Below are 21,322 nucleotides of genomic sequence, written 5' to 3'. Positions count from 1 at the left end.
GTCAGACCCGGCTCTTGTAGCGGCGCAGCAGGTGCAGGCTGCACGCGCCCACGAGCAGGGCTCCGATCACTACGAGGCTGGTGATCATCATGGGTGTTTCCTCCTGGTCCCGCCGGCCCGTTCGGCCGGTACACGGACAAGAGGCGGGGAGGCCCGAAAAGGATTCGCGATCGGCCCGATGTCTTCCTCGGGTTGATAGGCAAGTGGTCGCTTGCCTATCCTGTGGTGGTGGCCGATGAACTCTTCAGAGCTTTGGCCGACCCGACCCGCCGCACCATCCTCGACGAGCTCGCGGAGAAGTCCGGGCAGACACTGTTCGAGATCTGCTCGCGGCTGACGATGAAGCACCGGCTCGGCATCTCGCGCCAGGGCGTCTCCCAGCACCTCGCCGTGCTGGAGGCCGCCGGGCTCGTCGAGACCCGGAGGGAGGGCCGGTACAAGTTCCACGACCTGAACACGGCCCCGCTGCGGCACATCGCCGAGCGGTGGCGCATGCCCGACCCGTCCGGACCGGAAGAGAGCACCCCATGAAGATCCACCTGACCAGCGTCTTCGTCGACGACCAGGCCAAGGCCCTGCACTTCTACACCGAGATCCTCGGCTTCGTGAAGAAGCACGACGTCCCGCTGGGCGGGCCGGACCGGTGGCTGACCGTGGTCTCGCCCGACGAGCCCGGCGGCACCGAACTCCTCCTCGAGCCCGCCGGCCACCCGGCCGCCAGGACCTACCGCGACGCGCTCGTCGAGGACGGCATCCCGCTCGCCCAGTTCGCCGTCGACGACGTCAAGGCGGAGTACGAGCGCCTGCGCGGCCTCGGCGTCCGCTTCACGCAGGAGCCGCTGGAGATGGGCCCCGTCACCACGGCCGTCTTCGACGACACCTGCGGCAACCTGATCCAGCTCGCGACCGAGCCGAAGTAGCCGACCACCGCACCGGCGGCAGGGGGGCCCGGAGCCGCTGTTTGGTACAGCAAAATCCCTGATGAACCGCCAAAGCTGTCCAGGCCGTCTTGAACCAGGTCAATTGGGTTCGGGGGCGGTGTCGGCGTGGTGATGCCCACTCAATTTTGCTGTGCCCGTGCGAACTGGGTGCCTTACCCTGCGGTGATCCACGCCCTGGACACCCGCAGAAGGACTCACCGTTCACATGATTTACCGAAGAGCCGGTGCACGCGTGCCCCGCGCACTCACCGCCGTCCTCACGCTCGTCCTCCCGCTCACGGCGGCAGACCTGCTCTCCGCACCGGGTGCGGCCGCAGCGACCCCGACCAAGCCCGAGGTCGTCAGCGCCGGAGCCTTCGAAGGGAGCTGGGCGCCTTCCGCCGACGGCAACAAGCCGGTCCCCTGCAACGGGGTGATGGGCAACAACGGCCTGGCACTGACAGCGAACCTGTACGACGGCGACGGCGGCACCGTCACGCCTCGGTTCGTCGTCACCACAGCCGCGGGTGCGGCCGTACCGGTTTCCAACGTCACCACCGTGCCCAGCGGAGGCACGGCGACCGCAACGGTCCTCGCCACGAACCTTCCCGCGGGCACCTACAAGTGGAAGGTCCGTGCAAAGGACCAGGAAGGCGCCTACAGCGCCTACACCGGCGAGTGTGCCTTCCGCGTCGACGCGAACGCGCCCGCGGACCCCGTCACCGTCACCAAGGCGGACGGCACCGCCCTCACCACGCAGCAGGCGCGCACCAAGGTGCGCCTCAAGTTCAAGAACCCGGCCACCGACCTCGCCGGGTTCTGCTGGTCCATGGACCGTCCCATCTCCGTATCCAGCACTCCTTGCAAGGGAGCCAACTGGATTCCCCTCGCCAATGGCGGCACGGAAGCCACGGCCGACGTCAGCCTCACGCTCTGGCCCCAGCACACCCTGTACGTCCACGCCGTCGACAAGGCCGGCAACCACTCGCCGACCGGGGGTGGCGCCGACGCCACGGTGCTGAAGACATCCCCGGCATCCTTCGTCTACCCGGCCGGGCAGACTCCGCTGAACGGGACGCGCACGGACCTCCTCGGCGACCTCAACGGCGACGGTTTCGTCGACCTGCTCGGCCCCGAAGCGGACGGCGGTCTGCGCTTCTACGCAGGCAACGGAGCCGGCCGCGTGCAGAGGCGCGTCGTCGCAGACTCGGGCTGGAAGGGTGCGCTGATCGCGCACGGCGGTGACTTCGTCGGCTTCGCCGGTCCCACGGCCTCCCCCGACGGCTATGAGGACGTCATTGCCCGCTTGGGCGACAAGAAGCTCTACGTCTATCCCGGCAACGGGTTCGGCGATTTCTCGCATGCCAACCGCCAGGAACTGACCCCGCCCCTCGGCTTCGGATCCATGGGCTGGGGGCGGCTCCAGCAGATCATTGCCCCCGGCGATCTGGATCAGCGCACCGATGCCGGCTTCAAGAAGGGCAACGACCTGGCCGTCGTCGAATGCGTGGACGACGCCTGCTCCGGTGCCCGCCTGCGCATCTATTCCGGCCGGACCCTGTCCGATGGAAGCGCGGACCAGCGCAAGCCCTTCGACTTCCAGAACCCCGGTTTCACCGGCGGCAACACCTGGAAGAACTACACGATCCTCGGCATCGGGGACCAGAACGGCGACGGGGTCAAGGACATCCTCGCCCGCAGCAAGACCGACGGGAAGCTGTACCTCTATCCCGGCAAGATCGGCATGGACGGCACCTTCGGTCTCGCGTCCCGGGCCGTCTACGCCCCGGGAGGCTGGCAGCCCGCCGGCCGTCCGCTGATCGTCAGTCACGGCAATGCCCAGGGCACCGTCGTCAGCAAGACGATCACCGACGACGGCCAGGTCATCCCGTACAAGCAGTTCCAGCCCAAGGCGGGTGACGAGCAGGGCGACCTGTGGGCCACCACTCCGGCCGATCCCAAGCTCGTGGTGAACTACGTCACCGGCGCGGGTGCGGCGGCCACCACGACCTGCCCCACCGGATGCCTGCTCTTCTATCCAGGTGGTCCCACCGGCCTCAAGGCGCCCCTGCTGGTCGGCGGGAGCGGCTGGGCCACCGGCGTCACCCAGCTCTTCTGATCTGACCCGGACCCGTGTCCGGCCGGTCACCGGATCTGGTCCACCCGCCGGCCGGCGTGCAGTTCGAGGGGCCCGGTGGCCGTGGCGCGGGCCGTGAGGCAGGCTTCGATCTGGCGGCGGAGTGCCGGTTTGGTGAAGCGGCGCAGGTCGGACGGGGGGACCGCGCGCCATTCGAGGAGCTCCGTCTCGGGCAGCCGGATCAGGGCCAGGGCGGCGGCGTCCAGGGTGCCGCCGTCGTAGAGGAAGCGGACCCGGGCCGGATAGCCGGACCGGTGGGACCAGTTGACGGCGAGCAGCGTGCCGGGGGCGAGGTCCAGGGCGAGCTCTTCGAGGACCTCCCGGCGGGCCGCGTCGCGCGGGATCTCGCCGAGGTCGCTGTCGATGCCGCCGCCGGGCAGGTTCCAGTGGTCGGGATCGCCGTACGCGGGCCGGACCAGCAGGACCCCGCCCGTGGCGTCGGTGAACAGCACGCTCGCCGCCGTGAGGGCCTTGGGGCGTGCGGCGCGGTGGCCGGCGGTGTCGAAGGCGCCCGCGTGTTCCAGCTCCGCCCGGCGTGCCGGGTCCAGGCCGGCCGGGGAGCCGGGCTGAGGTACCCCGTTGATCAGGTGCGCGAGGGAGCCGGAGTACAGGGCTGCCAGGGCGGCGCGCAGGCGGGACGCCTTCCGGTCGCCCAGGGCCTCGTAGGCCTCGTCCGGGGTGAGCCAGCGCGCCTCGGTGACCTCCCCGTCCGGGAAGGAGATCGCGGAGGTCTGCTCCGGTGTCAGCGGGCCGACCAGGTGGACGTGGACGACGAGGGAGCGGCCGAGGGGCCCCGGCGGGCGGGAGTCCACGGCGAGCAGCCGCCCGACCGGCACGCTCAGGTCCAGCTCCTCCTTCAGCTCGCGGGCCAGCCCCTCCTCCGGGGTCTCGGTGTCCTCCACGCCCCCGCCGGGGAGCTCCAACTCCTCCTTGTACGAGGTGGTGAGGACGAGGACCCGCCCGCGCGGGTCCAGCACGATCCCGGTGGCGGCCACGAGGGGGGAGGGCTGGGCGGCGTAGTGGGCGCGGACCGAGTCGGTGTACGGGGACGGCGGCGGCGGGGACGCGGGCGGTGAGGACGGGGGCGGTGAGGACGGGGGCGGCGAGGACGGGGGCTGATCCGGCACGGGGGCTCCTGGAGGTGCGGGGCGGGGCAGGGTGATCCGTACCCACTCGGGCAGTGTCCATGGGGTGCCCGCGGACTTGGGGGCCGCCGCGGCGGGGGACGTGGGGTTGCGGGGTGTGGGGTGCGGGGTGTGCGGGGTGCCGGGGTTCAGGCCCGGGCGAGGAGCAGGCCGCCCATCGTGACCATGGTCGCCGCGACGAGCCCGTCCAGTGCCCGCCAGGCCGAGGGCTTGCCGAGCGGGCCGCTGAGCAGCCGGGCACCGTAGCCGAGCGCGCCGAACCAGGTGAGGCTCGCCAGGACGGCCCCGGCGCCGAAGGCCCAGCGCAGGTCGCCGCGGCCGGCGGCGACGGACCCGAGCAGCAGCACGGTGTCGAGGTACACGTGCGGGTTGAGCCAGGTCATGGCCAGGCAGGTCAGCACGGCGCGCCGGGTGGTGGCGGAGCCGGCGGCCCCGCGGGTGGAGTCCGCGGCGAGGGCGGCGGCCGGGTCGGGGCGCAGCACCCGGCGGGCGGCGAGGGCTCCGTAGCCGATCAGGAAGGCGCCGCCGACGATGCCGACGAGGGTGAGGGCGGGCGGCCAAGCGGTGACGAACGCGCCGACGCCGGCCACGCCGAGGGCGATGAGTGCCGCGTCCGAGAGGGCGCAGATGGCGACCACCGCGAGGACCGACTGGCGGCGTACGCCCTGGCGCAGGACGAAGGCGTTCTGGGCGCCGATGGCGACGATGAGGGAAAGGCCGGTGCCGAAGCCGGCGAGGGCCGCCGCGATGATGCCGTGTGTCATGTCTTCGACCGTAGGCAGCGGCGCGGCGAGGAGTACAGCTAAAGATTCTTACGTACCATTAGCCGGTGTGATGGATGAGCTGCCTGTCGACCAGGTACGGACCCTGCTCGCGGTGATCGACGAGGGCACCTTCGACGCCGCGGCCGCCGCCCTGCACGTGACCCCGTCCGCCGTCAGCCAACGCGTCAAGGCCCTGGAGCAGCGGACCGGTCGGGTGCTGCTGATGCGCACCAAGCCCGTACGGGCGACCGAGTCCGGGGAGGTCGTCGTGCGCTTCGGCCGGCAGCTCGTCCGGCTGGAGCGCGACGCGCGGGCCGAGCTCGGCATGGCCGGGGGCCTGGGGCCGGTACGGCTGCCGATCGCGGTCAACGCGGACTCGCTGGCCACCTGGCTGCTGCCCGCGCTGGCGGGGGTGCCGCAGGATCCGCCGGTCTGCTTCGAACTGCACCGGGAGGACGAGGCGCACGCGACCGAACTGCTGCGGGACGGACGCGTGATGGCGGCGGTCACCTCACAGCCGGCGCCCGTGGCGGGGTGCACGGTGCGCAGGCTGGGAGTCGCGCGGTACCTGCCGGTGGCGAGCCCGGCCTTCGCGGCGCGGCACCTGCGGGAGACGGTGGAGCGGGACCTCCGCAGGGCGCCGGCCGTCGTGTTCGACCGGCTGGACCTGTTCCAGGACGAGTTCGTGCGACTGGTGACGGGGGACGCGGGCGCCCGGGCCTCGGAGGTCCGCCACTACGTGCCGACGTCGGAGGGGTTCTGCGATGCGGTGGTCGCCGGGCTGGGCTGGGCGATGCTGCCGCGGGCACAGGCCGCCCCACGGGTGGAATCGGGGGAGCTGGTGGTGATCGCGCCGGGGCGGACCCTGGACGTACCGCTGTACTGGCAGCAGTGGAAGCTGGACTCGCCAGCCCTGTCGACGGTCGCGGAGGCGATCACGCGGGCGGCCGCGGCGGCGCTCGATTAGCGGGCGGGAGGCGCACGGGGCCCGTGGGAGCCGTGCCGAGGCCTTGCGGAGGCCTGCCGGGGGCCTTCCGGGGGCCTTCCGAGGGCCTGCCGGGGTCGAGTCCCGGCCCCTTGGCCTGCGAGGACCGGTCGGAGGAGGGCTTAGGCTGCGGGCATGGAGTCCTACACGATCGGCCAGGCGGCCCGGCTGCTCGGCGTCAGCGTAGACACGGCCCGGCGGTGGGCCGACGCGGAACGGTTTCCGACGCGGCGGGACGGTACCCGCCGGATGGTCGACGGGCCGGACCTGGCGGCGTTCTGCGTGGAGGTCGCGCAGGAGGGCGGCGAAGGCGAGGGGGCCCCGTACACCTCGGCGCGCAACGCCTTCCCCGGCATCGTGACGGGCGTGAAACTGGGCACGGTCGACGCGCAGGTGGAGATCCAGGCCGGACCGCACCGCGTCGTGTCGCTGCTGACCCGGGAGGCCGTGGAGGAACTCGGCCTGGAGGTCGGGGCGAGGGCGACGGCGCGGGTGAAGTCCACGAGCGTCTTCATCGACCGGGCCTAGGCCTAGGCCCGGAGACCCGAGCCCGGCAGCCCGGCAGCCGGGCAGCCCTGTGGTCCCGCGGTCCGCGTGCCGATGGCACACTGGCCGCTGTTCCGCCGAAGGGGAGTACGTCCGTTGTCCATGTTCAGCAACCTGCGCCGGGTCGTGCGCCGCAGCTACCGGCGGGCCGTCGACCTCAGTCACCCGGCCCGCTCCCCGCTCGGCAGTGCCGTCGTCAACTGCATCGTGTACCGGGAGGGCGTACGCCAGGACGGCCACGGCCACGCCGACGTCGGCGAGGCGCTGCGCCGGGTCCGCAAGACGGGCGAGGGCTTCGTCTGGGTCGGCCTGCACGAGCCCTCGCAGGAGGAGTTGGCCGGGCTCGCCGAGTTGCTGGGACTGCATCCGCTCGCCGTCGGGGACGCGGTCCAGGCCCACCAGCGGCCCAAGATCGAGCGTTACGACGAGACCCTCTTCGCCGTGTTCAAGACGGTGCGGTACGTGGAGCACGAGGAGCTGACCGCGAACAGCGAGGTGGTGGAGACCGGCGAACTCATGGCCTTCGCCGGCAACGACTTCGTCATCACCATCCGGCACGGCGGCCGGGGCACCCTCGGGTCGGTCCGCGAGGAGCTGGAGGCCTTCCCCGAGCACCTGGCCAAGGGGCCGGTCGCCGTCCTGCACGCACTGGCCGACCACGTGGTCGACGAGTACGTGGCCGTCACGGACGCGGTGCAGAACGACATAGACGCCGTCGAGACCATGGTCTTCAGCGAGCACGGGGGCCGCGGGGACGCCGGCCGGATCTACCAGCTCAAGCGCGAACTGCTGGAACTGCGCCGGGCGGTGGCCCCGCTGGGCCGGCCGCTCCAGCAGCTGAGCACCCTGCCCATTGCGGTCATCCCGCCGGAGATGCGCACCTACTTCCGGGACGTCGCCGACCATCTGACCCGCGCCACCGACCAGATCGGCGCGTACGACACCCTCCTCGACTCGATACTGCAGGCCCATCTCGCGCAGGTGACCGTCGCCCAGAACGAGGACATGCGCAAGATCACCGCGTGGGCGGCGATCATCGCCGTCCCGACGATGGTCTGCGGGGTCTACGGCATGAACTTCGAGCACATGCCCGAACTGCACTGGACCTACGGATATCCCCTCGTGCTCGGGGTGATGGTCGTCGCCTGCTTCGTCATCCACCGGGGCTTCCGGCGCAACGGCTGGCTCTGACCGCGCACGGCCGGGGCGGCGGAAAACCGGGTGAGGGCGCCCGGCCCCGCCGATTAGGGTCCGCGTGTTGGCGTGCAACCACGAGGAACGGGCAGGTCGGACATGCAGCAGGCGGACGCGGACGCGGACGAGACGGCTACGGCTACGGCTACGGCTACGGCTACGGCGGAGCTGACCGGGGCGCGGGTGCGGCTGGAGCCGCTGGAGATCCGCCACCACGACGGCCTGTGCGAGGCGGTCCGTGACGGCAGCCTCTGGGAGCTCGCGGTGACGATCGTCCCGCACCCGGACGATGTCCGGGGCTTCATCGAGGACGCGGTCGCGGCACGGGCGGCAGGCACGCAGATCCCGTACGCGACCGTGGACGCGGCGACGGGCCGGGTCATCGGGTCCACCCGCCTGATGGTGATCAACACGGCGAACCGGCGGCTGGAGATCGGCTGGACCTTCCTCGCCGCGTCCTGGCAGCGGAGCGGTGCGAACGCCGAGGCGAAGCTGCTGATGCTGACCCACGCCTTCGAGGCGATGGGGATGAACCGGGTCGAGCTGCTCACGGACGTGCGGAACGAGAAGTCGCGGGCGGCGATCACCCGGATCGGTGCGAAGCACGAGGGCGTACTGCGGCACCACATGGTCATGCGCGACGGCTGGATCCGCGATACGGCGGTCTACAGCATCACGCGCCCGGAGTGGCCGGACGTGAAGCAGGGCCTGCTGGACCGCCTGGCGGCCCGGACCGCCGGCCGCTCCCAAAGCTGAGCGGAGTCCGGCCCCCGCGGGGTCAGCGGGTGGCGCGGGTCAGGAAATGGGTGGGGGCGTCCTCGTACGCGGCCACGTGCCACCCCGCCGCTTCGAGGGCCGGCCGGAGGTTCGGTTCGGCGGTGAAGTCGCCGGGATCGCCGGGGCCGACGGTGCGGCCGTGACGGGCCGCGCGCTCGGCACGGCCGGAGGGGTGGAAGAGGAGCAACTCCCCGCCGGGGGCGGTGACCCGGGCCCACTCGCGCAGGGCGGCGCCGGGATGCGGCAGGTGGTCCAGGAGCCCGGCGGCGAAGATGCCGTGGACGGCACCGGCCGGCAGCGGGAGCCGCCCGCAGTCGGCGAGCAGCAGCCGCGCCGGGCCGCCGCGGCCCGCGCGGGCGGCCGCCGTGAGCATGGCGTGCGTGAGGTCGACGCCGATGACCGTGCCGGCGGCTCCGACCAGGGCCCGCAGCGCGGGCAGGGCTCGGCCGCTGCCGCAGCCCAGGTCGAGGGCGCGCTGCCCGGGTCGCAGCCGCATCCGGGCGACGGCGGCCTCGTAGGCGGGGGTCTGGTGGGCGAACCGCTCCTCCCAGGCGGCGGCCCGGGGCGTGAAGAAGGTTCGGGTGGCGGTGGTTTCGGCCCGCCCGGCGACCAGCTCCGCGAAGCGGCGCAGCAGTTCGCGGTCGGCCTCGTCGGGGACGGGCAGCCCCCAGGCGCTGGCGCCCACGCGGAAGCCGTGCGGGGCGGAGCCGGCGCCGAGCACGGGGTCGGTGCCGTCGCCCCCGGAGCCGAGCGTCGCACCCGCCGCCTCCGCGAGCAGCCGGGCCCCCTCGCCCAGCGCGAGGAGGGGCACTTCGGCGGCCAGCGCGGGCCCGACGAGGGGGAGGGCGGCAGGGGTGGCGCCCGGGGAGAGAACCACCGCGTCGATCCCGGTGAGGGTGACCGGCAGGGGGTCGTCGGCGTCGTTCCGGCACGCGTGGATCCGCAGCCCGGCCGCCTCGATGGCGGCGGTGGGTGCGTCTCCGATGACGAGGACGGCCATCTGCGCCTCCCTTTCCCGCGTCGTGCTCGTGCCTGCTCTCGCGCTTGCGCCGGCCTGCCCTGCGCTCGCCCTGGCCTGCAGTGCGCTGTTCGTTGATCATGCAGATGAGGTTCCACCAGCCGGAATCGACCGCATCTGCGTAAGCATGCCCTGCGCAGCCTCTCATATGCCAGGCGTGGGCGGGCCGGATTCCGCCCGGCCGGAGCGGGCCGGTCCGGGGTCTTGAGGTCGTGGGACTTCTGGTAGTAAAGTTTCCTAACGAAGTCGCCCGAGCATCAACTCCCTCATGGAGGCACTGTGTTCACCCCCCACCGCAAGCGGCTGGCCGTAAGTACCCTGCTCGGCGCCGCCCTTCTCGCCGTGCCCGTCACCGCCCATGCGACCGCCTCCGCCCCCACCGCGGCACCGGCCGCCGCGCAGGTGTCGGCCGCCGCCGTCGGACTCGACGACCCGGTGAAGAAGGACATCGCCATGCAGATCGTCTCCAGTGCGGAGAACTCCTCGCTGAACTGGAAGGCGCAGTACAAGTACATCGAGGATATAGACGACGGCCGCGGCTACACGGCCGGCATCATCGGCTTCTGTTCCGGCACCCACGACATGCTCGAACTCGTCGAGTACTACACGCAGATCAAGCCGGGCAACGTCCTCGCCAAGTACCTCCCCGCCCTGCGGAAGGTCGACGGCAGCGATTCGCACGCCGGCCTCGACCCCAACTTCACCAAGGACTGGGTGAAGGCGGCCTCCGACTCCGACTTCAAGAAGGCACAGGACCACGAGCGCGACCGGGTCTACTTCAACCCGGCCGTGAGCCGGGGCAAGTCCGACGGCGTCGGCGTGCTCGGCCAGTTCACCTACTACGACGCCATCGTCATGCACGGCGACGGCGACGACTCCACCAGCTTCCGCAACATCCGCAAGCGCGCCCTCACCAAGGCCAAGCCCCCGGCCCAGGGCGGCAACGAGACCACCTGGCTCAACGCCTTCCTCGACGCCCGGGTCTGGGCGATGAAGCAGGAGGAGGCGCACAGCGACACCAGCCGGGTCGACACGGCCCAGCGGGTGTGGCTCAAGAAGGGCAACCTCAACCTCAACACCCCCCTGGACTGGAAGGTCTACGGGGACCCGTTCCACATCGGCTGAATCGGCTGAATCGGTCCGCTCCGCGGAGCGTGAGGCGGCGGCCCGGGGCGAACTCCTCTCCCTCCCCGGGCCGCCGCCCGCCGCCGCAGCGCCCAGCCCACCAGCACGGCCGCACCCGCCAGCCCGTAAGCCACCGGGATCGTCGCCCCGCCCAGCGCCCGTACGGAGACGTACGCCGCCGCCCCGGCGACCGCCACCCCCAGCCACTCGGCGCGGCCGTCCAGCGCCACCAGCGCGATCAGCAGCAGCGCGTACCAGGAGTACCCCGGAGTCATCAGCAGGAACGCCGTGCCCGTCACCAGCAGCGCCGCGCTCCACGGCTGCCGCGGATCCCCGCGCCGCCAGACGTACGCCGTCACCGCCAGCATCCCGACCGCGACCGCGGGCACCGACCAGGAGTCCGGGAGCACGAGGCGCAGCAGCGCGTAGCGGCCGCCCGCGCCCGGATCCTCGTACCCCTCCTCCTCGGCGTAGCCGCCCAGGTACCCGAAGACCGTAGCGCGCGAGACCAGCACGTACGGCAGGTACGCCAGGCCCACCACCGCCGCCGCGGGCAGCAGCAGCGCCGCCGCGTCCCGCCACCGCCGTACGCCGGCCAGCGCGCCCGGCAGCAGCACCGCAGGCAGCAGCTTCGCCGCGATCGCCAGCCCGAACAGGGCTCCGCCGAGCCGACGTCGGCGCACCACGACCCCCAGCGCCGCCACCGACAGCAGCACGGCGAGCACGTCGACGTGCGCGTTGTTCACCGCCTCCACCGCCACCGCGGGACACCAGGCCCAGTACGCGGCGGTACGCAGCCGCGCGCCCCGGCGGCGCTGGACCAGCAGCAGCGCCCCGGTGACGGCGAGCGCCAGCAGGGCCCCGCCGGTCTGCAGGGCCTTGTGACGCACGCCCGCCGGGGACAGGGCGTGCACGAGCCCGAACCACCCCTCCGCGACGGGCGGGTAGACGGTGTGCACGCCGGGCCGGTTGATGCGGGTGCACACCCCGGGCTCGACGGTCACCCGGTCGGGTCCGGCGCAGGCGGCCGCGCCGCGCGGGAACAGCCACTCGTCGCGCAGGGCGCGCAGCGCCGGATCGGCGGGGGCGTGGTCGTACGGGGAGATCCCGGCGGCCTGCACCCGCCCGTCCCAGGCGTAGCGGAAGGAATCGGTGCTGGTCAGGGGCGGCCCGGAGAGTCCCGCGGTGCAGACGGCCAGCGCGCCCGCCAGCACGAGCGGGACCACGTACCGCTCGGGCACCCGCCGCAGCGACCAGGCGGCCGCGCCGAACAGCGTCCAGGTGGCGGCGTACCACCAGGTGAGCCGCGCCGGGTCGGCGAAGTAGCCCTCCTCGCGGACGGCCGGCACGAGCACGGCGGTCAGCGCGGTGAGCAGCAGCACGGTGAGGAGGGTCCGGGCGCGGGGGTGGTCCATACGGGCCAGCCTGGCAGCGCGGGGCGCCGCCGGGCGGGCGACCCGGCCCGGCGTCCGCGTTTCGTAAGGTGTCGGGCCGCCCGCGCGGGGCCCGGCGGCGCTCTCATGGAGGGCATGACTCCGCCGGTACCTCCGTCCGTGCCCCCGCCCCCGTCGCCGCCCCCCGCTCCGCCGGAACCCGCCTCCCGCTTCCCGTTCCGGCCGCCCTCCTTCGGCGGCCGGCTGCACGACGCCCGTACCGCCACCTCCCTCGGCCGCTGGCTCGGCGCGGCCTTCGCCGTCTGCTTCCTGACCGGCCTGATCAGCCACTACCTCCAGCACCCGCCCGGCTGGGCGGCGAACTCGCTGCCCGGCCGCCCGGTCTGGGGCTACCGGCTCAGCCAGGGCCTGCACATCGCCACGGGGCTCGCGGCGATCGTGCTGCTCCTGGCGAAACTGTGGACGGTGTACCCGAGGCTGTTCGTGTGGCCCCCGGTGCGCGGTCTCCGGCACGGGCTGGAGCGGCTGTCGGTGGCGGTGCTCGTGGCCTCCGCCGTCCTCCAGGTCTTCACCGGCCTCCTCAACATCGCGGAGTGGTACCCCTGGCCCTTCGGATTCATCCAGACACACTTCGCGCTCGCCTGGGTGGTGATGGGCTCGCTGCTGCTGCACATCGCCGTCAAGGCCCCCGACATCAAGGCCCATTGGAGCAGCCGGTCGCCCGGAGCGCTCGAACTCCCCGCCGGGGACGGCCCGGACCGGCGCTCTCTGATGCTCGGTGTCGGAGCAGCCGTCGGAGCCGTCACCCTCACCACCGTCGGACAGTCCTTCACCCCGCTGAAGCGGCTCGACCTCCTCGCGCCACGGCACCCCGACCACGGACCGCAGGGCCTCCCGGTCAACCGCACGGCCGCGGCCGCAGGGGTCACCGGGCGGGCGGTACGGGACTGGCGGCTGGAGGTGCGGGGCCCCGCCCCCTACACCCTGACGCTCGATCAACTCCGTGCCCTGCCCAGGGCGCAGGCGCGGCTGCCGATCGCGTGCGTGGAGGGCTGGAGCGTGGAAGCGCGCTGGAGCGGCGTCCGGATCCGCGACCTGATGGCACGGGCCGGCGCCCCGGCCGGCTCCGCGCTCAGGGTCACCTCGCTGGAAGCGGGCGGCGCCTACCGGGTGATGGAGATGGGCCGGGACTACGCCGAGGACCCGCTGACCCTGCTCGCGCTGGAACTGAACGGGCAGGTCCTGACCGCCGACCACGGCTATCCGGCGCGCGTCATCGCGCCGAACCGTCCCGGAGTGCTGCAGACCAAGTGGGTCACCCTGCTGGAGGTGCTGTGAAGAGCGTGCGCCTGCTCCTGGGCGGCGCCGGACTGCTGCTGATCGCCATCGGCGGCCGGCTGCTGGCGGACCTGCCCGACCCCCTCGACGTGCTGGTGTGGATGGGCGGTGCGGTCGTCCTGCACGACGGGATCATCGCGCCCCTCGTCCTGGTGGCCGGCCTCGCGGTCGCCGCCGTGCCCGCGCGGGGTCTCGTACGGGGGGCCCTGCTGACGGCGGGCGTGCTCGTACTGGTCACGCTGCCCCTGCTGCTGCGACCGGGGACGCCGGCGAACCCGTCGGCCCTGCCGCTTCCGTACGGGCGGAACCTGCTCCTGGTGCTCGCCGCGGTGGCGGTCGCCGCCGGGGCGACGGCGGCCGTGGGACGGTGGCGGCGCTCACGGCCCGATCCGTCCGAAGCCGCCGCGACGCGAACCGACAAGTAGACAAGCAGCGGACAGTGGGGAAGCGGATGGCGGCCGTGGGCAAAGCGGCTCAGCCGGCGCTCCCGCTGCTCCGTTCGACCGGGATCCACAGCTGGGAGTCGGTCTCCGCGCCGATCTCCACCGGCTGTGTCCGGAGGAACTCCGGACCCGGCCGGCTCGCGTACGGGTTCGAGGGGAACCACTGGGTGAACACGTCTCGCCACAGCTCCTGGAGGGAGCTCGGGTAGGGCCCGCGGTTGTCGAAGACCGCCCAGGTCCCCGCCGGCACGTCGAGGGCGTCGAGATCCTCGGCGGTCGTCCCGGGGCCGGTCGCCACGCCGACCCAGTAGTCCACCTCGGCGCCCTCCTCCCGGCTGCCGGTCAGGTGCACCACCGCCGAGAAGATCCCCTCCGGCTCCCGGCCGGCCAGCGCCTTCATCCGTACGATCGCCTGCTCGTCGAGGCTCTCCACATGGGCCGTGGCGGCCGCGTTGGGCCCCTCGTGCACGAGCGGCACCCGGGCCTTCCTGCCGACCACCCGGAACGGCGCCTTCTCCACGATCCGGTACCGCATGGTCGTGCTTCCCTCGACGACGACACGGAAGGACATGCGGGGCTGCGCCGTGAGCACCGCGCCCGTGCGCCGTGCCTCGCCCGGCCCGATGCCGTGCACCGACCGGAACGCCCTGGCGAACGCCTCGCCCGAGCCGTACCCGTACCGCACCGCGACGTCGAGCAGCGTCAGCTCCCCGGCCAGTACGTCCGCCCCGGCGAGCGTCATCCGCCGACGCCGCACGTAGACCGGGAGCGGCATCCCGGCGAGCGCGGAGAACAGCCGCCGGAAGTGGTACTCCGACACCGCGGCGATCCCGGCCACCTCGGCCATGTCGATCTCCCGGTCGAGGCAGGACTCCAGGTGTTCCAACGCCTGGTTCAGCCGCTCCAGCACGCCGTCCGTCCTTCCGTGCCCGCCCGACAAATCCGGTACGGGAATTGTCGGGCAGCAGGCCGTGGCGCTACCCGAGGCTTACGCTCATGAACGACATTAAGGGATATTGCGATCCGCGGTTCGGCGCGGTCCACGAGGCACTCGCAGGGCTGCTCGGCAAGGACGACGTCGGCGCCTCGGCGGCCGTCTACCTCGACGGCGAGCCGGTGGCCGACCTCTGGGGCGGGTACGCCGACGCGGACCGTTCCGCCCGCTGGGAGCGCGACACCCTCACGGGCGTGAACTCGACGACCAAGAACATGACGGCCCTGTGCGCGCTGATCCTGGCCGACCGCGGCCTGCTCGACCTGTCCGCGCCGGTCGCCGCCTACTGGCCCGAGTTCGCCGCGGCGGGCAAGGAGGGCGTGCTGGTACGGCACGTGCTCTCGCACACCGCGGGACTGCCGGACTTGTCCGGGCCGACGACGGTCGAGGACCTCTACGACTGGGAGCGCGTGACGGCGGGGCTGGCCGCGCGGGCGCCCGCTTGGGAACCGGGAACGGCCGCCGGCTATCACGCGCTCACCTTCGGGTTCCTCGTGGGTGAGATCGTCCGCCGCGTCACCGGCCGAGGTCTCGGCGAGTTCTTCGCGCAGGAGGTGGCCGGGCCGCTGGGCGCGGATTTCCACATCGGGCTCCCCGCGGAGCACGACCACCGCGTCGCACCGCTCATCGCGCCGCCGTCACTGACCGACGAGTACGCCGCCACCGCGCCGCCCGGCCCGGACGGCGCCCGCCGGGAGGGTGCCGGCGTCGCCGTCCGGGTCAGGGACGTCAACTCCCCGGCCTGGCGGCGTGCGCGGATCCCCGCGGTCAACGGCTTCGGCAACGCCCGCTCCGTCGCCCTGGTCCAGTCGGTCCTGGCGAACCGGGGCACGGCCGGCGGTGTCCGCCTGCTGTCCCCGCGGGGGTGCGAGCCCGCGTGGCAGGAGGTGTTCGGCGGCGAGGACCGTGTTCTGGGTACGCCGATGTCCTGGACGGCGGGCTTCGGGAAGTTCGGCAACACCTTCGGCTGGGGAGGCTGGGGCGGCTCGCTGGTCGTGAGCGATCCCGACGCACGGATGACGGTGGCCTACGTCATGAACCAGATGATCGACCGGGACCGGCAGGAGGACGACCGCGGCATGGAGATCGTCATGGCCGCGTACTCGGGACTGCTCTGACACCGGACTGCTCTGACACCGGACTGCTCTGACACCGGACTGGCCAGGCACCGGACTGGCCTGACACCGGACGCAGTGACGCCGGACGCAGTGACGCCGGACCGTACCGGCCGCGGCCTACGGGGCTGCGGCCCCGCGCGTCAGTGCGGTGAAGGCCCGGCCCGCCGCGGTCCAGTGGCCGGCCGGGGTCCAGTCCGCGGCCGCCGCGTGGCGGGTCAGGGCCGCCGGGCCGACGCGGGCCCAGGGGAACGGCGCCCCGAGGCCGCCGCGGCCGTCGGCCACCCGGACCTGGCAGCGTTCGTCCACATCGGCCCCGGCTTCCGCCTGCGCGCACTCCACGATCAGCGAGCCGGTCACCGCGAGCACCTCGGCCGTCCGGCGCAACAGCGCGACGGGGTCGCCGCCGATGCCGATGTTCCCGTCGATGAGCAGCGCCGTGTCCCAGCGGCCTTCTCCCGGAAGGGCGTCGAACACCGACCGGTGCAGGGCGCTGCCGCCCGAGCGGGCGGTCCGGGCCACCGCCTCCGAACTGACGTCGATGCCGAGGGCGAGGTGTCCGCGTGCGGCGAGCGCGGCCACCAGCCGGCCGGGGCCGCAGCCGATGTCGAGGACGGCTCCCCGGCAGCGGCCCAGCACCGTCCGGTCGGCGCCGTCCGGAGCCTCGCACCAGCGTTCCACGTCCAGCGGGAGCAGCCACCCGTCGCCCCGCCGCAGGTAGAGCGGCCCCCGGCCGCGCCGCAGGGCCACCGTGTACGGGTCTGCCGACCAGGCGGTGACCGGGCCGCGGGCCCGGGCCCCGCCCGAGGTGAGCGTGGTCATCGCAGGACCGGCCGGGTGAGGCCGGCCAGTCGCGCGGCGAAGGCGCCCGCCGGGGCCTGAGCGGCGACCGGTCCGGCGTCCTCGGCGGTGTCGACGTCGCGCAGCACGGGCAGCCTGCCGGTGCGCAGCCCGGCCGCGCGCAGCCGTTCGTACTGGGCCGCGCCCGTTCCGGGGACCGACATCGGTACGCCGCGCAGCAGGGCGGGGTCCGGGACGGCCAGTCCGAGCGCCCAGAACCCGCCGTCTACGGCGGGCCCGAACCAGGCCCCGTACTGCGACCAGTCGACGCTCAGCAGCTCCGGCGTGACCTGCGGGGTGTCCATGCCGATGAGCAGCGCAGGGCCGTCACAGGCCCCGAACGCGGCGGCGAGCCGCAGGTCCAGGCTCCCGGCGCACTGCGGGAGCACCTCGAAGCCGGGCGGCAGCCACGGGCCGGGCCGCCCCTCCAGTACCAGGACCCGGCGCCGTGCCGGGGCCGCGGCCACGGCGGCGAGGGTGTCGGCGAGCGCGGCCTCGGCCAGCGCGGCCGCCTCGACCGGGGTGAACGGCGGGGTGAGCCGGGTCTTGACCCGGCCCGGGACCGGCTCCTTCGCGATCACCAGCAGGGTGGTCGTGTTCATCGCGCACCACCGGAGGGTGCGCCCGCACCGGCCCGGCCGGCAGCCCGGCCGTCGGCGGGCTGCGCCAGGACCCGGCTCATGTCGCGCACCGCCTGCCAGGTGCCCCGCCAGGTGCCCGTCACCTTCGACTTCCCCGAGCGCGGCAGGTACGGCACGTCCACCTCCCGGACCCGCCAGCCCGCGTCCGCGGCCCGGACCACCATCTGCAGGGGGTAGCCGGAGCGCCGGTCCGACAGGTCCAGCCCGAGCAGGCCCTCCCGTCGCGCCGCCCGCATCGGGCCCAGATCGCGCAGCCGCAGACCGGTCCGCCGGCGCAGCAGCCGGGCCAGTGCCAGGTTCCCGGCCCGGGCGTGCGGGGGCAAGGCGCCGCGGCCCTGAGGCCGCCTCCGGCCGAGCACCAGATCGGCCTCGCCCGCGGCGACGGCCGCCACGAAGCCGGTCAGCAGCCCGGGGTCCAGCGAGGCGTCGCAGTCGCAGAAGCAGACGACGTCCGCCTCCGCGGCGAGCAGCCCGGCGTGGCAGGCGGCGCCGAAACCGCGCCGGGACTCGGTGACCACGGTCGCGCCGAGGGCCCGCGCGAGCTCGGCGGAGCCGTCGGTGGAACCGTTGTCCACGACCAGGGCCCGCCAGCCGACCGGGATGCGTGCGAGGACCCAGGGCAGGGCCTCGGCCTCGTTCAGACAGGGAAGTACGACGTCTACCGTCACGGTTTCGCTCACGGTCTCACCGTAGGAACCGGGGCCGCGCGAAAGGGGCGTGGACTCCTTACGAAACGCGGACGTCGCCCCCACGGCCGCGGTCCGGGGCCCGCACCGGCGCCCGTGGGTGGGAGGCTGGACGGTATGAGCGGTGACGACGTGAGCAGCGGCAGCAGTGGCGGCGAGGGCGGCGGTGGCGGTACGGAGCAGGCGCCCGCGCGGATCCTGGTCGTCGACGACGACCCGACGGTGGCGGAGGTCGTCACCGGCTACCTGAGGCGCGCCGGCTACACCGTGGCGAGCGCCGACGGCCCGGCGGCGCTCGCCCGCGCCGGGCTGATCCGGCCGGACCTGGTCGTACTGGACCTCATGCTGCCGGGGCTGGACGGGCTGGAGGTGTGCCGCAGGCTCCGCGCGACCGGCCCGGTCCCCGTGATCATGCTGACCGCGCGGGGCGACGAGGACGACCGGATCGCGGGACTGGAACTGGGCGCCGACGACTACGTCACGAAACCGTTCAGCCCGCGCGAGCTGGTCCTGCGGGTCACCTCGGTGCTGCGGCGCGCGGCGGCCGCCGGTGCCGCCGGTGCCGCGGGCGCGGCGGAGGCCCGCCTCACGGGCGCCGGGATCACGCTCGATCCGGCCACCCACCGTGCCGCGAAGGACGGACGGGAACTGGCGCTCACGGTCCGGGAGTTCGACCTGCTCGCGCACTTCCTGAGGCATCCGGGCCAGGCGCACGGCCGGGAGGAGCTGATGCGCGAGGTGTGGGGCTGGGACTTCGGGGACCTGTCGACGGTGACCGTGCACGTACGCCGCCTGCGCGCCAAGGTCGAGGAGGACCCCGGACGGCCGAAGCTGATCCAGACGGTGTGGGGCGTCGGCTACCGCTTCGAACCGGGCGAGGTGGCCGCGGCATGAAGGACATCCTGTTCATCGCGCTGTTCGCGTTCGGCGGGGCCGTGTGCGCGGGGGCGTTCGGCGCGCTCGTGCTGAGGCTGGTGCGGCACCGGTCGGTGGCGGTGTCCCTGACCGTGATCGCCGCCGTGACCGTCACCGCGATGCTGGCCGGGACGCTCGCCGTGGCCCAGGCGATGTTCCTCTCCCGGCACGACCTCGGGGTGGTCACCCTCGTCGTGGCGATGGCCGCGGTGGTCTCGCTCGCCGTGGCGCTGCTGCTGGGGCGGTGGGTGGTGGCCCGCAGCCGGGAACTGTCCCGGGCCGCGCGGGACTTCGGTGACGGCGGCAGCTTCGCGGCGCCGCCGGGGCTGGCGACCGCGGAACTGGCCTCGCTGTCGAGGGAGTTGGCCGCGACGAGCGAGAAGCTGGCGGTGTCCCGGGAACGGGAGCGGGCGCTCGAGACCTCGCGGCGGGAGCTGGTTGCCTGGATCTCGCACGACCTGCGGACCCCGCTGGCAGGTCTGCGGGCGATGTCCGAGGCCCTGGAGGACGGCATGGCGGAGGATCCGGCGCGGTACCACCGGCAGATCCGCACCGAGGTGGACCGGCTGAACTCCATGGTCGGGGACCTCTTCGAACTGTCCCGCATCCACGCGGGGGCGCTGACGCTGAGCCCGAGCCGGATGTCCGTGTACGACCTGGTCGGCGACGCGCTGTCCGGGGTGCACCCGCTGGCGCGGGAGCGCGGGGTCCGGCTCGACGGCGGAGCTGTGGACCGGGTGCCGGTGGAGGTGGACGGCAAGGAGATGACGCGGGTCCTGGCCAACCTGCTGATCAACGCGATCCGGCACACGCCGGCGGACGGCACGGTGGCGATCGCGGCTTCCGTGCCGGCCGGCGGGGGAGCGGTGGTCGTCTCCGTGACGGACGGCTGCGGCGGCATCCCGCCGGAGGACCTGCCGCGGGTCTTCGACACGGGCTGGCGGGGCACCCCGGCGCGGACCCCTCCGGCGGGGGTGGCGTCGGTGCCGGCGCCTCCGGCGGGGGCGGGGCTGGGGCTCGCGATCGTGCGGGGCATCGTGGAGGCGCACGCGGGGCAGGCGGCGGTCCGGAACGTTCCCGGGGGGTGCCGGTTCGAGGTGACCCTGCCGGTGTCGGCCTGAGGCCGGGCCGGCAGGGGGCCGGGACCCGGGTGGCGCCGCCCCCGACCCTGCTCCTCAAACGCCGGAGGGGCTGGATCTGGCCGGCGTCAGGCGTGTGCGAAGTCCGTCATGCCCTTCGCGAAGTCGACTTCCGGGCGCCAGCCCAGGTCCGTGCGCAGGCGGTGGGAGTCGGCCGTGATGTGGCGGACGTCGCCCAGGCGGAACTCGCCGGTGACGACGGGGGCGGGGCCGCCGTGGGCCGTGGCCAGGGCGGTGGCCATCTCGCCGACCGTGTGCGGGGTTCCGCTGCCGGTGTTGTACGCGGTGCACGCGCCGAGCGGCGTCGCCGCCTCCAGGGCCAGGGCGTTGGCCTCCGCGACGTCCGTCACGTGGACGAAGTCCCGCCGCTGGCCGCCGTCCTCGTAGACCTGCGGGGCCTCGCCCCGCGCCAGCGAGGAGCGGAAGAAGGAGGCCACGCCCGCGTACGGGGTGTCGCGCGGCATCCCCGGGCCGTACACGTTGTGGTAGCGCAGCGACACCGCCCGGCCGTCCACGCACCGCGCCCAGGAGGCCGCCAGGTGTTCCTGGGCCAGCTTCGTGGTCGCGTACACGTTGCGCGGATCCGCCGGCGCATCCTCGGCGACCAGGCCCGGCGCGAGCTCCGAGTCGCAGACGGGGCAGTGCGGTTCGAAGCGGCCGGCGGTCAGGTCGGCGGCGCGGCGCGGGCCCGGGCGGACCACCCCGTGGCGCGGGCACTCGTACCGCCCCTCCCCGTAGACCACCATCGAGCCGGCGAGGACGAGGTCCCGGACCCCGCCGTCCGCCATCGCGGCCAGCAGCACCGCCGTGCCGAGGTCGTTGTGGGAGACGTACGCCGGGGCGTCCGCGAAGTCCTTGCCGAGGCCGACCATCGCCGCCTGGTGGCAGACGGAGTCCACCCCGCGCAGGGCGGCGCGCACGGCCTCGGGGTCGCGGACGTCGGCCCGTACGAACTCGACGCCGTCCGCCGGGGGGACGAGGTCCAGGACGAGGGGATCGTGGCCGCGAAGACGCAGAGTGGTAACGATGTGGGAGCCGATGAACCCGGATCCGCCGGTGACGAGTACGCGCATGGTGGCGACGCTACGGAAATCCGGGGGGCGGCGGGGTGTCCCACGCCTTGCCGTAAGACTTCCGTCAGCCGATTTCGTCACGGGCGGTGAGTGGATGGGGGCAGGGTGTCCCAAGTTACGTCCGATACCAGGG

The 21,322-nt window shown here is 73.6% G+C and carries 22 protein-coding genes; 13 read left to right on the top strand and 9 right to left on the bottom strand.

The window, feature by feature from the left end:
• Positions 1 to 228: 228 nt before the first annotated feature.
• The 3 genes from ACFYM0_RS05900 to ACFYM0_RS05890 all read left to right on the top strand — a co-directional run bounded on the left by ACFYM0_RS05900 (position 229) and on the right by ACFYM0_RS05890 (position 3,039).
• Complete coding sequence (locus tag ACFYM0_RS05900; RefSeq protein WP_388497017.1) at positions 229 to 531, top strand: ArsR/SmtB family transcription factor; 303 nt, start codon at positions 229 to 231, stop codon at positions 529 to 531.
• Positions 528 to 920: a VOC family protein gene (locus tag ACFYM0_RS05895; protein WP_388497015.1), complete on the top strand. Its 393-nt coding sequence runs from the start codon at positions 528 to 530 to the stop codon at positions 918 to 920. The genes ACFYM0_RS05900 and ACFYM0_RS05895 overlap by 4 nt, the downstream gene beginning before the upstream one ends.
• A gap of 226 nt (positions 921 to 1,146) precedes the next feature.
• Complete coding sequence (locus ACFYM0_RS05890; protein ID WP_388497014.1) at positions 1,147 to 3,039, top strand: hypothetical protein; 1,893 nt, start codon at positions 1,147 to 1,149, stop codon at positions 3,037 to 3,039.
• 26 nt (positions 3,040 to 3,065) lie between these two features.
• On the opposite strand, the gene ACFYM0_RS05885 is transcribed toward ACFYM0_RS05890, so the two are convergent.
• Together ACFYM0_RS05885 and ACFYM0_RS05880 are read right to left on the bottom strand one after the other, a co-directional pair.
• Positions 3,066 to 4,184: an NUDIX domain-containing protein gene (locus ACFYM0_RS05885; RefSeq protein ID WP_388497011.1), complete on the bottom strand. Its 1,119-nt coding sequence runs from the start codon at positions 4,182 to 4,184 to the stop codon at positions 3,066 to 3,068.
• Positions 4,185 to 4,330: 146 nt separating this feature from the next.
• Entirely contained in the window at positions 4,331 to 4,966 is a 636-nt protein-coding gene (locus ACFYM0_RS05880) for a LysE/ArgO family amino acid transporter (RefSeq protein WP_388497008.1), read from the bottom strand.
• A 70-nt stretch (positions 4,967 to 5,036) separates the two neighbouring features.
• Here ACFYM0_RS05880 and ACFYM0_RS05875 point away from each other — a divergent pair, with 70 nt between their 5' ends.
• The 4 genes from ACFYM0_RS05875 (at position 5,037) to ACFYM0_RS05860 (ending at position 8,447) form a co-directional block, all read left to right on the top strand.
• Complete coding sequence (locus ACFYM0_RS05875; RefSeq protein ID WP_388497005.1) at positions 5,037 to 5,933, top strand: LysR family transcriptional regulator ArgP; 897 nt, start codon at positions 5,037 to 5,039, stop codon at positions 5,931 to 5,933.
• A 153-nt stretch (positions 5,934 to 6,086) separates the two neighbouring features.
• Entirely contained in the window at positions 6,087 to 6,479 is a 393-nt protein-coding gene (locus ACFYM0_RS05870; protein WP_327256190.1) for a TOBE domain-containing protein, read from the top strand.
• 120 nt (positions 6,480 to 6,599) lie between these two features.
• Entirely contained in the window at positions 6,600 to 7,688 is a 1,089-nt protein-coding gene (corA, locus tag ACFYM0_RS05865; RefSeq protein ID WP_388497700.1) for a magnesium/cobalt transporter CorA, read from the top strand.
• Between the two features lie 102 nt (positions 7,689 to 7,790).
• A complete protein-coding gene (locus ACFYM0_RS05860) occupies positions 7,791 to 8,447 on the top strand; it encodes a GNAT family N-acetyltransferase (RefSeq protein WP_388497001.1) in 657 nt (218 codons plus the stop codon).
• 22 nt (positions 8,448 to 8,469) lie between these two features.
• On the opposite strand, the gene ACFYM0_RS05855 is transcribed toward ACFYM0_RS05860, so the two are convergent.
• On the bottom strand, positions 8,470 to 9,468 hold the full coding sequence (locus tag ACFYM0_RS05855) for a methyltransferase domain-containing protein (RefSeq protein ID WP_388496999.1): 999 nt from the start codon (positions 9,466 to 9,468) through the stop codon (positions 8,470 to 8,472).
• A gap of 297 nt (positions 9,469 to 9,765) precedes the next feature.
• Between ACFYM0_RS05855 and ACFYM0_RS05850 the strand changes: the two genes are divergently transcribed.
• Positions 9,766 to 10,611: a chitosanase gene (locus ACFYM0_RS05850; RefSeq protein WP_388496998.1), complete on the top strand. Its 846-nt coding sequence runs from the start codon at positions 9,766 to 9,768 to the stop codon at positions 10,609 to 10,611.
• On the opposite strand, the gene ACFYM0_RS05845 is transcribed toward ACFYM0_RS05850, so the two are convergent.
• Positions 10,584 to 12,026 carry a glycosyltransferase family 87 protein gene (locus tag ACFYM0_RS05845; protein ID WP_388496995.1) on the bottom strand — a complete coding sequence of 481 codons (1,443 nt, stop codon included), beginning with the start codon at positions 12,024 to 12,026 and terminating at the stop codon, positions 10,584 to 10,586. The genes ACFYM0_RS05850 and ACFYM0_RS05845 overlap by 28 nt on opposite strands.
• Before the next feature lie 114 nt (positions 12,027 to 12,140).
• Here ACFYM0_RS05845 and ACFYM0_RS05840 point away from each other — a divergent pair, with 114 nt between their 5' ends.
• Together ACFYM0_RS05840 and ACFYM0_RS05835 are read left to right on the top strand one after the other, a co-directional pair.
• A complete protein-coding gene (locus tag ACFYM0_RS05840) occupies positions 12,141 to 13,343 on the top strand; it encodes a molybdopterin-dependent oxidoreductase (RefSeq protein WP_388496993.1) in 1,203 nt (400 codons plus the stop codon).
• The gene (locus ACFYM0_RS05835; RefSeq protein WP_388496991.1) at positions 13,340 to 13,768 is read left to right on the top strand and encodes a hypothetical protein; all 429 of its coding nucleotides are present in this window, start codon (positions 13,340 to 13,342) and stop codon (positions 13,766 to 13,768) included. The genes ACFYM0_RS05840 and ACFYM0_RS05835 overlap by 4 nt, the downstream gene beginning before the upstream one ends.
• 49 nt (positions 13,769 to 13,817) lie before the next feature.
• On the opposite strand, the gene ACFYM0_RS05830 is transcribed toward ACFYM0_RS05835, so the two are convergent.
• Positions 13,818 to 14,696 (bottom strand): GyrI-like domain-containing protein, encoded by an 879-nt coding sequence (locus ACFYM0_RS05830; RefSeq protein WP_388496988.1) that lies wholly within the window; start codon positions 14,694 to 14,696, stop codon positions 13,818 to 13,820.
• 86 nt (positions 14,697 to 14,782) lie between these two features.
• On the opposite strand from ACFYM0_RS05830, the gene ACFYM0_RS05825 reads away from it, so the two are divergent.
• The gene (locus ACFYM0_RS05825) at positions 14,783 to 15,898 is read left to right on the top strand and encodes a serine hydrolase domain-containing protein (RefSeq protein ID WP_388496986.1); all 1,116 of its coding nucleotides are present in this window, start codon (positions 14,783 to 14,785) and stop codon (positions 15,896 to 15,898) included.
• A 117-nt stretch (positions 15,899 to 16,015) separates the two neighbouring features.
• Here the strand turns inward: ACFYM0_RS05825 and ACFYM0_RS05820 are convergent, their stop codons facing one another.
• The 3 genes from ACFYM0_RS05820 to ACFYM0_RS05810 are packed head-to-tail and all read right to left on the bottom strand — an operon-like array spanning position 16,016 to position 18,056.
• Positions 16,016 to 16,717: a class I SAM-dependent methyltransferase gene (locus ACFYM0_RS05820; RefSeq protein ID WP_388496984.1), complete on the bottom strand. Its 702-nt coding sequence runs from the start codon at positions 16,715 to 16,717 to the stop codon at positions 16,016 to 16,018.
• Complete coding sequence (locus tag ACFYM0_RS05815; RefSeq protein WP_388496982.1) at positions 16,714 to 17,337, bottom strand: DUF2064 domain-containing protein; 624 nt, start codon at positions 17,335 to 17,337, stop codon at positions 16,714 to 16,716. Before ACFYM0_RS05815 ends, ACFYM0_RS05820 begins: the two co-directional genes overlap by 4 nt.
• Entirely contained in the window at positions 17,334 to 18,056 is a 723-nt protein-coding gene (locus tag ACFYM0_RS05810; protein WP_388496979.1) for a glycosyltransferase family 2 protein, read from the bottom strand. The genes ACFYM0_RS05815 and ACFYM0_RS05810 overlap by 4 nt, the downstream gene beginning before the upstream one ends.
• 201 nt (positions 18,057 to 18,257) lie before the next feature.
• On the opposite strand from ACFYM0_RS05810, the gene ACFYM0_RS05805 reads away from it, so the two are divergent.
• Together ACFYM0_RS05805 and ACFYM0_RS05800 are read left to right on the top strand one after the other, a co-directional pair.
• Positions 18,258 to 18,956 (top strand): response regulator, encoded by a 699-nt coding sequence (locus ACFYM0_RS05805; RefSeq protein WP_388497698.1) that lies wholly within the window; start codon positions 18,258 to 18,260, stop codon positions 18,954 to 18,956.
• Complete coding sequence (locus ACFYM0_RS05800) at positions 18,953 to 20,098, top strand: sensor histidine kinase (RefSeq protein ID WP_388496978.1); 1,146 nt, start codon at positions 18,953 to 18,955, stop codon at positions 20,096 to 20,098. The genes ACFYM0_RS05805 and ACFYM0_RS05800 overlap by 4 nt, the downstream gene beginning before the upstream one ends.
• An 86-nt stretch (positions 20,099 to 20,184) precedes the next feature.
• Here the strand turns inward: ACFYM0_RS05800 and ACFYM0_RS05795 are convergent, their stop codons facing one another.
• The gene (locus ACFYM0_RS05795) at positions 20,185 to 21,189 is read right to left on the bottom strand and encodes an NAD-dependent epimerase/dehydratase family protein (RefSeq protein ID WP_388496977.1); all 1,005 of its coding nucleotides are present in this window, start codon (positions 21,187 to 21,189) and stop codon (positions 20,185 to 20,187) included.
• Between the last annotated feature and the right edge of the window lie 133 nt (positions 21,190 to 21,322).

The organism is Streptomyces sp. NPDC006487 (assembly GCF_042870555.1).
GTDB lineage: Bacteria > Actinomycetota > Actinomycetes > Streptomycetales > Streptomycetaceae > Streptomyces.
The sequence above is the reverse complement of the archived record's forward strand: the minus strand, read 5'-3'. Positions and strand labels throughout refer to the sequence as shown.

Excerpts from the sequence above, each read along its gene's own strand:
- ACFYM0_RS05880 (WP_388497008.1), bottom strand. The coding sequence starts at position 4,966 with ATGACACACGGCATCATCGCGGCGGCCCTCGCCGGCTTCGGCACCGGC.
- ACFYM0_RS05875 (WP_388497005.1), top strand. The coding sequence starts at position 5,037 with ATGGATGAGCTGCCTGTCGACCAGGTACGGACCCTGCTCGCGGTGATC.
- corA (WP_388497700.1), top strand. The coding sequence starts at position 6,600 with ATGTTCAGCAACCTGCGCCGGGTCGTGCGCCGCAGCTACCGGCGGGCC.
- ACFYM0_RS05820 (WP_388496984.1), bottom strand. The coding sequence starts at position 16,717 with ATGACCACGCTCACCTCGGGCGGGGCCCGGGCCCGCGGCCCGGTCACC.
- ACFYM0_RS05825 (WP_388496986.1), top strand. The coding sequence starts at position 14,783 with ATGAACGACATTAAGGGATATTGCGATCCGCGGTTCGGCGCGGTCCAC.
- ACFYM0_RS05815 (WP_388496982.1), bottom strand. The coding sequence starts at position 17,337 with ATGAACACGACCACCCTGCTGGTGATCGCGAAGGAGCCGGTCCCGGGC.
- ACFYM0_RS05890 (WP_388497014.1), top strand. The coding sequence starts at position 1,147 with ATGATTTACCGAAGAGCCGGTGCACGCGTGCCCCGCGCACTCACCGCC.
- ACFYM0_RS05855 (WP_388496999.1), bottom strand. The coding sequence starts at position 9,468 with ATGGCCGTCCTCGTCATCGGAGACGCACCCACCGCCGCCATCGAGGCG.
- ACFYM0_RS05795 (WP_388496977.1), bottom strand. The coding sequence starts at position 21,189 with ATGCGCGTACTCGTCACCGGCGGATCCGGGTTCATCGGCTCCCACATC.
- ACFYM0_RS05845 (WP_388496995.1), bottom strand. The coding sequence starts at position 12,026 with ATGGACCACCCCCGCGCCCGGACCCTCCTCACCGTGCTGCTGCTCACC.
- ACFYM0_RS05860 (WP_388497001.1), top strand. The coding sequence starts at position 7,791 with ATGCAGCAGGCGGACGCGGACGCGGACGAGACGGCTACGGCTACGGCT.
- ACFYM0_RS05840 (WP_388496993.1), top strand. The coding sequence starts at position 12,141 with ATGACTCCGCCGGTACCTCCGTCCGTGCCCCCGCCCCCGTCGCCGCCC.
- ACFYM0_RS05800 (WP_388496978.1), top strand. The coding sequence starts at position 18,953 with ATGAAGGACATCCTGTTCATCGCGCTGTTCGCGTTCGGCGGGGCCGTG.
- ACFYM0_RS05895 (WP_388497015.1), top strand. The coding sequence starts at position 528 with ATGAAGATCCACCTGACCAGCGTCTTCGTCGACGACCAGGCCAAGGCC.
- ACFYM0_RS05870 (WP_327256190.1), top strand. The coding sequence starts at position 6,087 with ATGGAGTCCTACACGATCGGCCAGGCGGCCCGGCTGCTCGGCGTCAGC.